The sequence below is a fragment of the Amycolatopsis sp. NPDC114503 genome (assembly GCF_055633655.1).
On sequence record NZ_JBVKDT010000004.1, the window covers coordinates 605,925 to 621,702 of the forward strand.

Consider the following 15,778-nt stretch of genomic DNA (forward strand, 5'->3'; position numbering starts at 1 on the left):
CCGCACCGCCAAGCTCGCCTAGGCCAACGCCTCCAACCGAGACGCCGCCTCCGACGCACCCCCGGCCGCAGCGAACGACGCACCGATCCGAGCCGCACCCTCGCGATACTTCGAAGCCGATTCGATCGCCTCGCGAATATCCGCGGCCTGGGCACGGTCGAACCGCAACCGAACCCCGGCCTGCGCGGCGACCACCTGCTGCGCCAGCATCGACTGGTCGTCCCGAATCGGAGCGAGCACCAGCGGCAGCCCGGCCGCCAACGCCTCGCACACCGTGTTGTGCCCGCCGTGGCAGACCACCACCGACGCCTGCGCGAACACCTCGACCTGCGGAATCCGCCACGCCAGAGCGACTTCCTCGCTCTCCAGCGTGCCCGTCGGATCGACGACCAGCCCTTGCACGTGCGGCATTCCGGCCAGCGCGGCGACGCTCTCGGCGAGAAACCGCTGTCCCGCCGAAGCGTTGGAGGTTCCGAGGGTCACCACCACCAGCGGCCGAGTGTCCACAAAGGACCTCGCGAATCCGCTGGGGGAGGCGGGAAGCACTGGTCCGACGTAACAGACCGGTGCCGCCACCCTGGCTTGCCCGGCCAAGGCCCGCGTGGTGAACGCCAGCACCAGGTGCGGCGAGAACCGCAGATCGGCGACGGCGGCTCCGTGCCGCGCGCACAGTCTCGTCCGGAGCCCGGCCGCCCAGGACGCGATTCTCGGCATCGAGGCGAGGGGGTCGGCCAGTTCGGTGGACGTCGAGGCCGACGTCGCCCACGGCAGCCCGCACCGCGCGGCGACCAGCGCGCCCGCCAGCGCCTGCTGGTCGGCCACGACGACGTCGGGGCGAAACGCGTCGAGCGCCCGCTGGACACCGGGGACCATCGCGTCCGCGAGCGGGACCAGATAGGACTCCCAGAGATATTTCAACGCGGCGAACCCGCGCAGTTCCGGCGGCCGGAGCGCCACCGAAAACTGCCGCGAGTCCCCCGCTGCGAACACCTGTCCGGAGACCATTTCGGACACTCCTGGCGAGGGCCCGCACCAAGCCACCTCGTGCCCGCGCGCGGAAAGCTCCTCGGCCACTCCGCGCAGCGGTGCGATGTGCCCGGCCAGCGGCGGGACGACCAGCAGGAACCTCATGCCGAATGCCGTCCGATCCATTCGAGCACCAGCTTGCGCACCTCGCGATGCTGTTCCACGAGCACCGAATGCCCCTGTCCTTCGAACACGTGCAGTTCGCCGCGCGGCAGCATCGAGGTCAGCGCTTCGAGATCGTCGGCCTGGTAGCCGTGGCTGCCCAGCACGGACAGCACCGGGCAGCCGATCGCCGCCACCTGCTCCCAGGTGAGCAGCGGTCCGAGCGGCACCTCCTCGGCCATTTTCGTCGACATGATCCGCTCGGCCGCCAGCCGCGCCAGCCGCCGGTGGTGCGCGCTGAAGTTCGCCTCGATCCAGGCGAAACTCTCCTCCGTCCGGAGGAAGCGCAGGGTGTGCGCGAGGATTTCGCTCATTTTCCCGGCCCACACCTCGGTCGCGGGTTCCGATTCGATGCACACGATGCTGCGGACCCGCGCCGGATTGGCGACCGCGTAGCTGTAGGCGAGCGTTCCGCCGAAGCTGTTGCCCACCAAGTGCACCGGCCGCTCGACGCCGAGCTGGCACAGCAGGTCGTCGAGGTCGGCGACGAAGTCGGCCAGGGTGTAGCCCCGTTCCGGCCGCTCCGTCTTGCCGTGCCCGCGCAGGTCGTAGCTGATCACGTCGATGCCCGCGGCCGCGACCGGCGGCGCCAGCGTCAGGTAGAAGCTCGCGAGGCTGTCGGTGCCCATGCCGTGCAAGAACACCACGGTCTCCGGCCCGCCCGCGCGGACGAGCTGCACGTTGGTGCGCAGCCCGTTCACCGTCATCGTGGGCACGTGCGCTCCCCCACGAACCGGGCGATGTCGCCGACGGTCAGCCCGATGACGTCGTCGAGATCCTTCTCCGCCAAGTACTCGGCGAGGTTGACATCTTCGCCGAAGTGCTCGGCCAGGATGCTCGCGAAAGTCACCAGGTCGATGCTTTCCAGTTGCAGGTCCTCGTGGAACGTCGTGCCGGGCGTGATCTCGACGCCGAGCACCTCGGCGTCGCCGACGAGCTCGCCGAGCAGTTCCGCGACGACGTCGAAGACAGCCGAGGCGTGGTCGATGGTCATGTCGTGCTCCTGAGTTGTGCGATGGCGGTGTCCCCGTTCAGCTCGACGGAGACGGCGAGGAGAGGCAACTCGCGACCGCGACCGGACACCCGGCCGTCGGCGTGCACGCGGATCTCGGCCGGATAGATCCCCTCGCCCAGCTCGGCGCGGGCGACGTCCTTCGCCGCGATCCGGGTCAGCAGCCAGCCGCGCTGCTCGCGCGGCGGCACTGCGGCGAATTCGGCCCGTTCCTCGGCGGCGAGGTAGACGCCGGCGTAGATCTCGCGCGCGGCGACGGTCGGCCAGCGGTCGGTGACGCATACGCGCCCGCCGTCCAAGCGCTCCGAAAGCAGGTGGCGGTCCGGGAAGGCGTAGACCCGATGGGCCGCGCGGTCGCACGGGAACCGGACGTCCCGCCAGCCTTCGACGGTCGCGACCACCCGGCCGTCGCGTACCAGTTCGGCGTCCATCTCCAGGACGTCGGGCCGCGGCAGCCGCGTCCGCACGAGGCATTCGACTCGGGCGCCCGGCTCGGGTTCCGCCTCGTGCCAGGTGATCCGGCCGATCGAGCGGGGGAAGGCGAGCAGGTCGTCGGACCGGGTCGCCATCAGCCAGCAGCCCAGCAGCTGGCCCACGTTGTCGAGCAGCCCGCCGGGAGCGGACGGCGCCACCAGCTCGCCTCGGATGTGCTGTTCGCCGAGACCGGTCAATCGCGCCAAACCTTGGTACGCCGGGCCGTGGAACATCTCGCGGCGCGCGTAGATCTCGGCCGCGGACAAGGGCGGCGGGGTCTCCGGCGCCGGAATTCCGGTGCGCGGAGGTGGCGGCGGATACGGTCCCAGCTCGACGGTCAGCAGCGCGTACGGTCCGATCTCGACGGTCACGCGGTCGCCCCGGCGGCTGAGAGACAACGGCACCCGCTGAGCCGGAGCGGCGGTCAGCCACCGCGAGAACACCGCGTCGCGCACCGTTGCCGCCGTCGTGCCCGGCCAGGTCCGTTCGACGGTTCGGCAGGCGAGATCCACCAGCGTGGTCGCGGGAACCACCGGGCGGAAGTCGGTCTCGTCGGGCCAGTCGGCGCGCTGCCGGAAGAACCGGTGGTCGCGCAGGTACGGCATCGCGTCGAGCGAGACGTCCACAGTGGACTCGACCGGACGCTGGACGGCGGCCGCGACGACGTCCGCCGCCGTCTGGCGGGTCTGGTCGAGCAGCGCGCTGAACTCCGCGGCGATCGCCTCGGGCGTCCCCGCGGGCAGCTCCGGCAGGCTCCGGTCGTCGAGCAGGCCGCGCGCCCGGTTCCCTAGCGACAGCAACGGCTGTCCGGTGTTGAGCCGGATCCGCCGCGGCTCCGCGGCGGCGAAGTCGGGGGCGCCGCCCTCGGTCCACAAGGCCGTCGCGACCCGGCGGAGCTGAGCGAGCCCGGAGCGGGACCCGGACCCGGCCGCGACGACGAGGTGCCGCCGGTCGCCGAGCGTGTCGGCGACGAACGAGCCCAGCTGCCCGGCGCCGACCTGGACGAACACGCGGAACCCGGCGTGGTGCAGCTCCTCGGTCAGCTCGCGGAAGCGGACCGGGCGCACGAGGTGCTCCAGGTACAGCTCGCGGATCGCGTCCAGTTCGGCGGGATAGGGCCGCGCGGTGGTGGCCGACCACACCGGCGCCGCCGGTTCGCGCAGGTCCAGTTCCGCGGCGAGCCGGGCGAACGGCGCCAGATGCGGCCGCAGCAACGGGGTGTGGAAGCCCGACCGGAACGGCAGCGTCCTGGCCACGATTCCGTTGCCCCGGCACGTCTTGGCGAACGCCGCTACCGCGTCCGGCGGGCCGCACACGATCGTCTGCCGCACCGCGTTTTCGTGGGAGACGACCAGATCTCCGGTGAGCAACCCGGCCGCGCGCTCGGCCGGGCAGCCCAGCACCAGGTAGTCCGCGACGGGCAGCTCGAATCCCTCCGGCCAGTACCGGTCGAGGAGATCCGGTTCCGGCCGGTACATCCCGGCGGCCTGCATCGCGGTCCACTCGCCGGCGCTGTGCCCGGCGAGCGCGTCCGGGCGGATCGCCAGCCGCCGCAACGCCTGGTCGAGCACGAGCCCGGCCGCCGACACGCTCGCCGCCCGCGCGGGCACGCTCGCGGTCGACCAGCGCGGAAGGTCGAGCCCGAAGTGCCGGGCGACATCAGCCAGGCGGGGTTCGGCGTCCGCTTCCAATCCCGGGTACAGGAACACGGTTTTCCCGTGCGGCAGAAGCGGATCCGCGGTGCACCAGAGGTCGGCGCTGTGCCACGCCCGGCCGGTGGCCGCCACTTTGCCAATCACCTTGCGCGCCATGGCCAGTTTGCGCTCGTCGGGGCCGACGATCCCGATCCGGCACCGCCCGTCCCCGGGCTCCCCCGGCCGGTCGAGCTGTTCCAGCAGCTCCTCCGGAGAGTTCGCGGCCAGCCGCAGCACGCGCTCCGGCTCGGTGACGCGCGCTGTGCGTTTCGGAGCCGGGTCACCGGCCCCTACGACCAGGTGCGCGTTCACCCCGCCGAATCCGAACGCGCTGACCGCGGCCACGCGCGGCAGCGCGTCCCACGGCTGCGCCTCGGCCAGCACCCGGAACCGCGTCTTGTCGAGCAGCGGGTTCGGGTCTTCGCAGTGCAGCGTCGGCGGAAGCACCTCGTGGTGCAGCGCGAGCGCGACCTTGACCAGCCCGGCGACCCCGGCCGTCGGCAGCGTGTGCCCGATCATCGACTTGACCGAGCCGATCACCGCGCGCGGGCCGCCGGTCGTGCCGAACACCTCGGCGACGGTGGTCAGCTCGGCCGCGTCCCCGGCGGGCGTTGCCGTGCCGTGCGCCTCCAGCAGGCCGATTTCCGCGGGGTCCATCCCGTCCCAGGCCCGGCGCAGCGCGAGGACCTGCCCCGCGACGGACGGGCTGAGCAGGCTCGCGCCCCGCCCGTCGCTCGACGTGCCGCTGCCCCGGAGCACGGCGTACACGCGGTCGCCGTCGCGGCGGGCGTCGGCCAGCCGCTTGAGCACGACGATCGCGGTGCCCTCCCCGATCAGCATCCCGTCGGCGGCGCGCGAGAGGGGGCTGATCCGCTGGCTTGGCGACAGCGCGCCGAGCTGGGTGAACAGCGACCAGAGCGTGTCGTCGTGCGTTTGGTGCACGCCGCCGGCCAGTACCGCGTCGCAGCGGCCCCGGACCAGTTCCCCGATCGCCTGGTCGACCGCGACCAGCGACGACGCGCACGCGGCGTCGACGGTGTAGGCCGGGCCGCCGAGGTCGAGCCGGTTGGCCACACGGGCCGCGGCGAGATTGGGCACCAGCCCGGCGGCGGTCTCCGGCCGGAACTCGCCCAGGGTTTCGCGCACCGCCGCGCGCAGCCGGTCGAGCACGTCCGGCCCGGCGGACGGGACCAGCTCGCCGACCGTGCGGGCGAGCTGCCGGACCGTGCGGACCCGCTGGTCGAATCCTTGCAGGCCAGGCGAAAGATAGCCGCCGCGGCCGAGCACGACGCCGATCCGTTCGGGGTCGCCGAGCCCGCTGAGACCGCCCGCGTCGTCGACCGCGGCCACGGCGACCGCGAGCGCCGTCAGCTGGTCCGGCTCGATCCCGGACAGGGAGGTCGGCGCCACTCCGTGGGCAGCAGGGTCGAATTCGAGAGTGTCCGGAGCGAAACCGCCTCGACGGCCGTGAGTCCGGTCCGGCGCGGAGCCGTCTCGCCCGTGGAACGCCGGGTCGCGGCGCTCCACCGGAATCTCGGTGACGGCGTCGGCGCCTTCGACGAGGTTCCGCCAGTATTGGTCCACAGTGGACGCTCCGGGGAGGAAGACACCCATCCCGACGAGCGCGACCGGTTCCTGCCTCACCACAGTGACGCCGTGTACAGGACCGCGCGATCAGTTCCGTAGGCGAGTTCCCGCAACAGGGCCGCGACGCCTTCCCCGGCGTCGAGCAGGCCGATCTCCCGGCGTTCGTATTCGCGGGCCAGCTCCGGCGACACCATCCCGCCGTGGCCGCCGCCGGGGGCCCACGGTCCCCAGTGGACAGTGACCGCCCGGCCGGGCCAGCTCGTGCTCAGCGCTTCCAGGACGTCGTTCGCCGCGGCGTAGTCGGTCTGACCGCGGTTGCCGAGCACCGCGGCGATGCTGCCGAAGAAGGCGACGAACCCCGGCTCGACCCCGAATTCCGTCAACGCCGAGAGCAACGCGCGGGCACCGTCCACTTTGGTCTCGAAGACGTCGCGGAACGACCGCTCGTCCTTGTCCGCCATGAGCTTGTCGTCGATCACGCCCGCGGCGAAGACGACTCCGTCGATCCGGCCGTGGCGCGCGACGAGGTCTTTGACCAGCTGGTGCACGGCGTTCGCGTCGCGCACGTCGAGCGACTGGTACGCCGGGTCGCCGCCCGCGGCCCGGATCTCGTCGAGGGTGCGGCCGATCTCGCGTTGCGCCAGAACGGTCCGCACCCGGCGTTCGATGCCGGCCACCGACCCGCCGCGTCCGGCGAGCACAGCCCGCATCGCGGCGGGATCGGCGGGCAGGTCGTCGGGTTCGCCGGGCCACGGGGTCCGGCCGGCGAGTTCGACCCGGCAGCCGGACGCGGCGAACGCGACCGCCGCGCCGGCGGTGATCCCGCGAGCCCCGCCGACGAGCAGCACCAGGGAATCCGGGCCGAGGTTCAGCGCGGCGAGTTCCCCGCCGCCCGGTCCGGCTCCGGAGTAGGCGAGCGACCCGAGATCCTGGGGCTGCGGCTCGATCGTGAAGCGGCCGTCGTGGTCATGGCCGACGACGGACGGTCCGTCGCTGCAGGCTTCGTCGACGAGCACCTTCGCGAGATCCTGGGCGACCTCGACGAGCCGGGTGGTTCCCTCGCGTTCGAGCGCGGCCGAGCGGACCAGGCCGCGGAGCCCGGCAGCGCCCGGTTCCGCCGCGATCAGGACGGATCCGTGCATTGCCTTGAGCCGGGCGAAAACCTCTGGGGCATCAGCGCCTTCGGTGAGCAGCACGGTGAGCTCGGCATCCTCGGTGACGATTTTCGCTCCCGCGCAAGCGAAAGCCTCGCGGACCGACTCGTCGCCGCCCAGCAGCGCCACCCGCTTTCCGCGCAGCCGCGCGGGATCCGGGTCGAGCGGCACCGGCACTCTGGCCAGCCGGTACCGCTTCGGCGCGGCGGCCGCCCGCGCGGGCGACAACCAGCTCTCCAGGTGCGCGGTCAGGGCATTCGCGGTCCGGTCGCGGCTGAGCTGATCGGTGCGGTCGTCGGCGGGCAAGCCCAGCCTGCCCAGCAAGGTTCCGGCGATCTCGGTCCGCTTGATCGAATCGATCGACAGGTCCGCCTCGAGGTCGAGGTCGCCCGCGATCATCTCCGCCGGGTAGCCGGTGCGGTCGCTGATCACGCCGATCACCGTCGTCAGCACGTCGGGCGCTGCCTCGGGCTCGGGAGGTTCCGGCGCGGCCGCCGGTGCCTCGATCGCCGCCGGAACCGCCGCTGGCACTGGAACCGGAGCGGCCGGGGCGGGTGCGGCGGCCGGGGCGCCGAGGTAGCCGAGCATCACGTCGCGCTGCGCCGCGACGAGTTCGCGGGCGGTGCGCAGGAAGTCGACCACCGCTTGGTCGCGGCTGGGGGCGGGTTCGGTCATCGCGGTGCTCCGTATCCGTCGGGCAGGCGGGAGGGCGGGGACTTCGGCGCCGGGTGCGCGGACGGACCGGCCGTCGACTGTCCAGGCGGTGGCGGCGGGTTCGGGGCGCGGCGGCCGGGCCAGCCGTTCGGTGCGAACGGCGACACCCGCTTGCGCGAGGCGGGACAACGCGGTCAGGAACCCCTTCAGGTCGGGCCCGCACGCGACGGCGGTGTGCGGGCGGTCCCCGAGGATCTCCGCCACCAGCCCGGTCAGCACCCGGCCGGGCCCGACCTCGACGAATGTCCGCGCGCCCGCCGCGTACATCGACTCGATCTCGTCGAGGAACCGCACGGGTGCGCCGATCTGCGCCGCGAGTTCGCTGCGGACGTCGCCTTCGTAGGGACGCGCCTCCCGGTTCGACCACACCGGCAGCCGGGGCGCCGAGATGTTCTCCTCGGCGAGCGTCGCGGCGAAGGCGTCGCCCGCTCCGGCGACCAGCGGGCTGTGGAACGCGCAGGCCACCGGAATCCGCTTGGCCGCGATCCCGGTCTCCCGCAGCCGCCGGATCGCCCGTTCCACCGCGGGAACCGGCCCGGACAGCACGCTTTGCCCGGGCGCGTTGTGGTTGGCCACCACGACGTCCGGGCCGATCAGGGTCGCGGTCAGCACGTCGCGCGACGCCTTGACCGCGGCCATCGTGCCGGGCGCGGCGACGTCGGCGATAGCCTTCGCCCTGGCCCGGCTGAGCCGCACGAGCGTCGCGGTGTCGAACGCACCCGCGACCGACAGCGCGACCAGCTCGCCGTAGCTGTGCCCGGCGAGGAAATCCGGCCGGACGCCGACTTCGTCCAGCAGCCGCGCCACCGCCGTTTCGACCAGCCCCAGCGCGGGCTGTGCGACGCGGGTGTCGGTCAGCGCGTTCTCTTGTGCCGCAACGGCATCGGGGCCGAACGCGTTCGGCGGGAAAGCGGTCGCGGCGACGTCGGGCGCGAGGCGCAGGAGGTCGGCCAGTTCCGGAAAGTGCACGAACAGCTCGGCGAGCATGCCGACGCGCTGGCTTCCCTGGCCGGGGAACAGGAACGCGACTTTGCCGGGATCGGTTGCGGCCGTGGTGATTCCGCCGAGGATCTCCCCGGTTCCGGCGGGCCAGTCGCGCAACCCGTGCCGCCGGTCCGGAGCGACCGGGCCGGTGCCGAGCACAGCGTGGAAATTGGTGCCGCCGAAGCCGAACGCGCTCACCCCGGCGAGCCGGGCCGGGTCCGCCCACGGCCGGGCCGAGGTCGTGAACGTGAACGGGCTGGCCGCCGCGTCCCAGGCCGCGCTGGGCTCGGCCAGGTGCAGCGTCGGCGGGACGACCTCGTGCCACAGCGCGAGCACGGCCTTGATCAGCCCGGCCAGCCCGGCCGCGCATTTCGTGTGGCCGATCTGGCTCTTGACCGAGCCGAGCGCGCAGGAGCCCGGCTCGGCCCCGGCACCGGCGAAGAACCCCGTCAACGTGCGCAGTTCGGTCGCGTCGCCGACGACCGTGCCGGTGCCGTGCGCCTCCACCAGCCCGACGTCCGCCGGAGACACCCCGGCGTCGCGGTACGCCCGTTCCAGCGCGCGAGCCTGTCCCTCCGGACGCGGCGCGGTGAGCCCCAGCGCCTTCCCGTCGCTCGCCGCGCCCACTCCCTTGACCACGGCGTAGATCCGGTCGCCGTCCCGCTGGGCGTCGGCGAGCCGTTTGAGCACCAGGCAGGCGACGCCCTCGCCGAGCGCGATGCCGTCGGCGGACGCGTCGAACGGACGGCACCGCCCGGTCGGCGACAGCGCGCCGGCGGCGGTGAACATCAGGTAGTCGTGGATGCCGTTGTGCAGATCGACCGCCCCGCACAGCACGAGCGAACTGGTCCCGGAGCGCAGCTCCTTGACCGCGAGATCCAGCGCGGCCAGCGAGGATCCGCAGGCGGCGTCGACGGTGTAGTTCGCGCCGCCGAGGTCGAGCCGGTTGGCGATCCGGCCGGAGATGACGTTGGCGAGCGTGCCGGGGAAAGTGTCCTCGGTCGGTTCGGGCAGCTGGTCCCGGAGTTCGGCTGGGACCTCCTCGAAATAGCCGTCGAGCAGGGAGCGCAGCGTGCTCGCGTTGGCGAGGTCGCCGCCTGCCTCGGCGCCGAAAACGACGCTCGTGCGTTCTCTGTCGAAATCCCGGTCCTCGTACCCGGCGTCGGCGAGCGCGCGGCGCGCGGTCTCCAGCGACACGAGCTGCGCCGGGTCGATGCTGCCCATCGCGGACGGCGGAATGCCGTAGTCCAGCGGATCGACCGGCAGCGGCGGCAGGAAACCGCCCCATTTCGACGTTGACTGTCCGAAGTAGACTTCCGGATCCCAGCGCCCCGGCGGCACCTCGGTGATCGCGTCCTCGCCGCGCAGGATGTTCGACCAGAACGCTTCGAGGTCGGGCGCGCCCGCGAAAGTACCGGCCATGCCGATGACCGCGATGTCCCTGCTTGAACTCTCCGGCTCTTCGAGGGGTCGCGCGAACGTCCGTCCCGAGGCGACTTCGGCATGCAGTTCCGCGATCGTCGTCCGGCGATCGCGCAGCACGGCCACCTCGCCGGCCAGGTACATCCCGTCGGCGAGCTGGGTCCGCGCGCTCAGCCGCGTTCCGTCGCGGCGCACGCCCTTGCTGGCGATGCGCGACCGTCCGGTGTTCAGCTCTTCGAGCCGTTGCCAGGCTTCCCGCGCGGGCACGTCGGTCAGGTTCGCCTTGAGCTGCTCGAATTCCGTCGTGTACGGGCTGAGCAGGCAGCGCGTGCTATGGCCCGGCGCGGTTTCGAGGGTGACGGTGGTGTCGGCGGCGAGCACGCATTCCTGAAACAGCCGGGTGATCGCGCCGTGCTGCACGGCTTCCTTCGTGAAGAGGTAAGCGGTGCCGAGCAGAACGCCCGCACCGTCGAGCGGCGCCGCCATCGCGGCGACCATCGCGGCCGAACGGGCGTCATGGATCCCGCCGGCGAACAACACCTCGACGTCCTTCTCCCCCGCGAGGACCGCCATCTGCTCTTCCCACAAGGCGAAGCTCGACCGCGGACCGACGTGCCCGCCGCATTCGGCGCCCTCGAAGACGAACCGGCGCACTCCGGCGTCGAGGTACTGGCGGAGCAGGATCGGCGAGGGAACGTGCAGGAACGTCGCGATGCCCTCGGCTTCCAACGCCTTGGCCTGCCCCGGTTTCCCGCCGGCGATCAGCACGCACCGCGGCCGGGCGGCCCGGATCGCGGCGAACTGCTCGGCCCGCAGGCCGTCGGGCACGAAGCCGAGAATGCCCGCGCCCCACGGCCGGTCGCCGAGCCGCTCGGCGGTGCCGCGCAACAGCTCCGTCGTCCGCACGCCGTTCGCGGTGGCGACCGCGAGGAAAGGAAACCCGCCCGCGTCCGCGACCGCGGCGGCGAACGCGGGCTGGTCGCTGACGCGCGTCATCGGACCCTGCACGATCGGCAGCGCGGTGCCCAGCGTGGCGCACAGCCGATCGCCCAACGAGATCGCGGGCAGCTCCGCACTGATGATCCGGCGCACGCCGGCTTCCGTCGCGGACGGCAGAAGCACTCCTGCCGCACCGCCGGCGAGCGCGCCCACCGCCGTCCTAGGCCCGGCGACGCGGCCCCACACCGGGACCTCGAACCTCGCCAAAAGCTGTTGCACCAGAACGAAATCGCTCAGCTCTCCGGCCCCGGCGACGAGACCCAGCGCACCGCCTCGGACCGCTTCGGCGGCGGTTTCCGCGTCCGCCGCCTCGGCGAGCGCGCCCCGCCACGGCGCTTTCGTCCGGATCGCAAAGGCCGCACCAGCGGGCACCGGACCGTCAGTGCGCACGCCGTAGGGCACGCGAACCCGGGCCGCGACCAGTCGCAGCTCCACCGGGTCGGTCCCGTCGAGCACGCCCAGTCCCCCGCCGCGGGCGACGGCCGCCACCGTGCCGGGATCGCCCACGCCAAGGCACCGCAGCCGTCGAGCGTGCGACGGCGGGACAAGCTCGACCATCGGCTGACCTCCTGTACCGGGATGGGCAGTTGTCCGCGGGTGATCGTCGCGGAACCGTTTACAGCAATAACGCATCGGCCGCGGAAAACGCAATACCGGCAGTGAATAATTGCCGCGGAGCGTACCATCGACACCCCCGCCGTGCTAATGTCCGAAACCGTGCAGAGAACTCATCGCAAGCCTCTGAACAGGGCTTTTATCATCCGGATCACAGTCGGGAAATACAATTTGCTCACCTCCGTAACAATGTCCCGGGAAATAGTGGAGCGCAGGTGGAACTGACCGGACGGGTAGTCGTGCTGACCGGCGCGGCGCACGGAATCGGCGCCGCCATGGCCCGCAGATTCGCCGCCGAGGGCGCGCACGGGGTGGTCGTGTCCGACCTCGACGCGGACGGGGCCGAACGCGTGGCGGCCGAGATCAGGGACGCGGGCGGCCGGGCCGTCGCGGCGGCGACCGACGCGACGTCCAAAAAGGACTTGAAAGCGCTGGTGGCGGGCGCGCGCGGCGAGTTCGGGCCGGTGGACCTGTTCTGCGCCAACGCAGGCGCCGCGTTCGGCACCGGCGTGCACGCCGCGGACGAACAGTGGGCGAAGTCCTGGGAAATCAACGTGATGCAGCATGTCCACGCCGCACAGGCGGTGCTGCCTTCGATGCTCGCCCGCGGCGAGGGCTGCCTGCTGCTCACCGCGTCGGCCGCCGGCCTGCTCGGAGTGCCGGGCGACGCGCCGTACTCGGTCACCAAGCACGCGGCCGTCGCGCTGGCCGAATGGCTCGCGATCACCTACCGGCCGCGCGGGGTGCGGGTCAGCGCGCTGTGCCCGCTCGGCGTCCGCACCGCGCTGCTGGAGCCGGGCCTCGCCGCGGGCCACCCGGCCGCGCTGGCGATCGCGGCCGCCGCGCCGCTGCTCGAACCCGAGGACGTCGCCGACGCGGTCGTGCGCGGGCTGTCCCGGGACGAGTTCCTGATCCTGCCGCACGAATCGGTGCGGGAATCGTTCGCCCGCAAGGCGGGCGCGGTGGACGCGTGGATCGACGAGATGGCCGTCCAAGGAGGCTGAAGTGGAGTACCGCAGGCTCGGCGCGAGCGGGCTCGCCGTGAGCGAAATCGCCTACGGCAACTGGTTCAACCACCACGCGCCCGGCTGCGTCGCCGCGGCGCTGGACGCGGGCGTCACGACGTTCCACACGGCGGCGGCCTGGGACGGCGGCGCCGCGGAAGCCGCCTTCGGCGCGGCGTTCGCCGGCATCCGCCGCGACGATCTGGTCCTGTGCACCGGGGTGTTCTGGCCCGAAGGCCCCGGGCCCAACGACGCGGGCCTGAGCCGCAAACACGTGATCGCGTCGCTGGAGGGCTCGCTGCGGCGGCTGCGCACCGACTACGTCGACGTCTACCAGCTGTTGCGCTTCGACTACAAGACGCCGGTCGCGGAGACGTTCCTGGCCCTGTCGGACCTCGTGCGGCAAGGCAAGGTGCGCTACGTCGGCACCGCGGAGTGGACGGCCGAGCAGCTGACGCAGGCAGCCGAGGCGGCCGCGCGGTACGACGTGCCGCTGATCTCGAACCAGCCGCATTACTCGATGCTGTGGCGGGTGGCCGAAGCGCAGGTGATCCCGGTGTCCGACCGGCTCGGCATCGGCCAGTTCGCCGCGGTCCCGCTGGCGCAAGGCGTCCTGACCGGCAAATACGGCAACGGCGCGGTCCCGCCGGGTTCCCGCGCGACCGGACCGGCGTACGCACGGCCGGTGCGGTACCCGGAGCTGGTGGACCGGGTGGAGCTTCTGCGCGGCGTCGCGGACGACGCGGGGTTGACCATGGCCCAGCTCGCGCTCGCCTGGACCCTGCAGCACGAAACCGTCGCCGCGACGGTGGCGGGAGCGAGCACGCCGGAGCAGGTGACCGAAAACGCGAAGGCCGCGGGGGTCCGTCTGGATCTGGACGTGCTGATGCGGGTGGACCAGCTGCTGGGCAGCTTCGTGCAGACCGATCCGCGGCTGGTGTGGACCCCGCCGGCCGGGCCGGTTAACTGAATCGTGACGAGCGGCGACGCCAGCGGTAAACGCCCGCCGCGACGCTGGAGGGCATGAAAGCATCCGAGAGCCGGAAGCGTTCGGTCAACCGGGAACTGGTCGAGCTGGCGGCGTTGTTCTTCGCCACCGGTATCGCCGATCTGTTCGTCAGCACCCTCTCGAACAACCGCGTCGGGCCCGCGCTGATGTTCGCCCTGGGCGGGCTCTTCATCGTCTCCGCCGCCTTGCGGCACCGCTGGAGCCACCGGCCGCCGCGACGCGCCACGGCGGCCGAACCGGCCGACGCGACCGAATGGCGCCTCCGCGCGACCGTGCGCGACGTGCCGGGAAGCCTGGCCGCCCTCACCGCCACCCTGGCCGCGCATCGCTACGACATCGCGGCCATGCAGGTCCTCGCCGTGCCCGACGGCGCCGTCGACGAATTCCTCCTCCGCGCCCCGGACGGCACGACCGAAGCCGACCTCGCCGAAGCGGCCAGGTCCGGCGGCGGCGACCACGTCTGGGTCGTGCGCGCGGACGTGCACGAACTCGTCGACCTCCCGACCCGCATGCTCGCCATCGCCGGACAGGCGGCCGCCCCGGGAGCCGATCTCGCCCAGCTGCTCGGCACACTGCTCGGCCCGTCCTGCACGGTCCAGCGGAAAACCGGCCGCCGCGCGCGAGACGAGCGTTTGACCGGCGCCACCATGCTGCTGCACGGCCGCGCCGGCGAACTCATCGAGGCACACCGTCCGTCGCTGCCGTTCACCCCCGCCGAATTCGCGCGGGCCCAAGCTCTCGTCCGCGTGTACCGCCAGTCCGTCTCCCGCTCCAACGCCGCAGAACCTTTGCCGCGCGGAGGAAATCCCGCACAGGTCGGCTGTCCCTCGCCCGGTCGCCCCGACGAGCAGTGACCGTGACGGATCAGCGCGGCCCTGGCCGAGAGTCGCGAGCGGGTGCTGCCCCCCGGGATTGCGTAGCTGCCCAGCTGGCGAGGAGTTTGAGCCGGTCCTCGGATTCGGTGCCGGGTTCGGCGGTGTAGGTGATCAGGTCGTGCACGGCTCGGCCGGGCAGGGGCAGGTCCAGGGACTGGAAGGTCAGCTCCAGACGGCCGGCCTCAGGATGCTGGAGCCGTTTGACGCCGTCGTGGCGGATCAGGACGTCGTGCGCGGCCCATTGCTCGCGGAACTCGGGGCTGACAGTGCTCAGTTCGCCGACGAGTTCGCGCAGTGCCCGGTCGCGGGGCTCGCGCCCGGCCTCGGCGCGCAGCAGGGCGGCGGTGGCGTTGCCGGCGGCGTCCCAGTCGACGAAGAAGTAGTGCGCGCCGGGGTCGAGGAAGATGTAGCGGGCGATGTTGGGGCGGCCGAGCCGGTCGACGGTGGCACTGCCGAACATCGGCGCGTACAGGGCTCGGGCGAGCGGGTTGCTCGCGACGATGTCGGTGCGGCCGTTGCGCACGAACGCCGCGGACATCGTCATGGAGTCGAGCAGCCACTGCACCCGGGGCAGGACCTCGACGTCCTTGCGCCGCGACGGCGCGCGGCTCGCGGACCGCGACGACCGGGCCAGGTCGAACAGGTAGGTGCGTTCGTCGTCGTCCAGCCGCAGGGCGCGCGCAACCGCGTCGAGGACGGCTTCGGACACGCCGCCGATGTGCCCCTTCTCCAGCCGCGTGTACCACTCCGTGCTCACGCCGGCCAGGACCGCGACCTCCTCGCGCCGCAACCCGGCGACCCGGCGACGGGAGCTGGTCGGCAGCCCGGCCTCCGCCGGCGTGATCTTGGCGCGCCGGCTGGAGAGGAAGTGCCGGATTTCGCCGCGGTTTCCGGGCTGCTGGTCCATGTCGTCCACGGTAGCCGCCGGTCACGGCGCGAGGGGGGGTTGAAGCCCTACCCCCGATAAGCACGCCCTTCTCCAGCTGCGGCCGGCGCAGTCTCCTGAAGATCGAACGACCCCAGCGGTGAGGGGAAACGAGAATGGAG

9 protein-coding genes are annotated in these 15,778 nt (G+C 72.5%); 3 read left to right on the forward strand and 6 right to left on the reverse strand.

Going from position 1 to position 15,778, the window contains the following annotated elements; translation table 11 throughout:
* Positions 1–18: 18 nt before the first annotated feature.
* Genes ACZ7OI_RS19880 through ACZ7OI_RS19900 form a run of 5 tightly spaced genes read right to left on the reverse strand, consistent with a single transcriptional unit; the run spans position 19 to position 11,786 of the window.
* Positions 19–1,152: a glycosyltransferase gene (locus ACZ7OI_RS19880; protein WP_470265661.1), complete on the reverse strand. Its 1,134-nt coding sequence runs from the start codon at positions 1,150–1,152 to the stop codon at positions 19–21.
* A complete protein-coding gene (locus tag ACZ7OI_RS19885; protein WP_470265662.1) occupies positions 1,128–1,904 on the reverse strand; it encodes an alpha/beta fold hydrolase in 777 nt (258 codons plus the stop codon). The genes ACZ7OI_RS19880 and ACZ7OI_RS19885 overlap by 25 nt, the downstream gene beginning before the upstream one ends.
* On the reverse strand, positions 1,892–2,182 hold the full coding sequence (locus tag ACZ7OI_RS19890) for a phosphopantetheine-binding protein (RefSeq protein ID WP_470265663.1): 291 nt from the start codon (positions 2,180–2,182) through the stop codon (positions 1,892–1,894). Before ACZ7OI_RS19890 ends, ACZ7OI_RS19885 begins: the two co-directional genes overlap by 13 nt.
* Positions 2,179–6,015: a beta-ketoacyl synthase N-terminal-like domain-containing protein gene (locus ACZ7OI_RS19895; protein WP_470265664.1), complete on the reverse strand. Its 3,837-nt coding sequence runs from the start codon at positions 6,013–6,015 to the stop codon at positions 2,179–2,181. Before ACZ7OI_RS19895 ends, ACZ7OI_RS19890 begins: the two co-directional genes overlap by 4 nt.
* The gene (locus tag ACZ7OI_RS19900) at positions 6,009–11,786 is read right to left on the reverse strand and encodes an SDR family NAD(P)-dependent oxidoreductase (RefSeq protein WP_470265665.1); all 5,778 of its coding nucleotides are present in this window, start codon (positions 11,784–11,786) and stop codon (positions 6,009–6,011) included. Before ACZ7OI_RS19900 ends, ACZ7OI_RS19895 begins: the two co-directional genes overlap by 7 nt.
* A gap of 272 nt (positions 11,787–12,058) precedes the next feature.
* Between ACZ7OI_RS19900 and ACZ7OI_RS19905 the strand changes: the two genes are divergently transcribed.
* From ACZ7OI_RS19905 to ACZ7OI_RS19915, 3 genes are read left to right on the forward strand one after another with little or no spacing between them, the layout of a single operon-like run.
* Positions 12,059–12,847 (forward strand): SDR family oxidoreductase, encoded by a 789-nt coding sequence (locus tag ACZ7OI_RS19905; RefSeq protein ID WP_470265666.1) that lies wholly within the window; start codon positions 12,059–12,061, stop codon positions 12,845–12,847.
* A 1-nt stretch (position 12,848) separates the two neighbouring features.
* Positions 12,849–13,817, forward strand: a complete 969-nt coding sequence (locus ACZ7OI_RS19910; RefSeq protein WP_470265667.1) for an aldo/keto reductase — start codon at positions 12,849–12,851, stop codon at positions 13,815–13,817.
* A gap of 53 nt (positions 13,818–13,870) precedes the next feature.
* Positions 13,871–14,710 carry a hypothetical protein gene (locus ACZ7OI_RS19915; protein ID WP_470265668.1) on the forward strand — a complete coding sequence of 280 codons (840 nt, stop codon included), beginning with the start codon at positions 13,871–13,873 and terminating at the stop codon, positions 14,708–14,710.
* A gap of 10 nt (positions 14,711–14,720) precedes the next feature.
* On the opposite strand, the gene ACZ7OI_RS19920 is transcribed toward ACZ7OI_RS19915, so the two are convergent.
* The gene (locus ACZ7OI_RS19920; RefSeq protein ID WP_470265669.1) at positions 14,721–15,638 is read right to left on the reverse strand and encodes a helix-turn-helix transcriptional regulator; all 918 of its coding nucleotides are present in this window, start codon (positions 15,636–15,638) and stop codon (positions 14,721–14,723) included.
* Between the last annotated feature and the right edge of the window lie 140 nt (positions 15,639–15,778).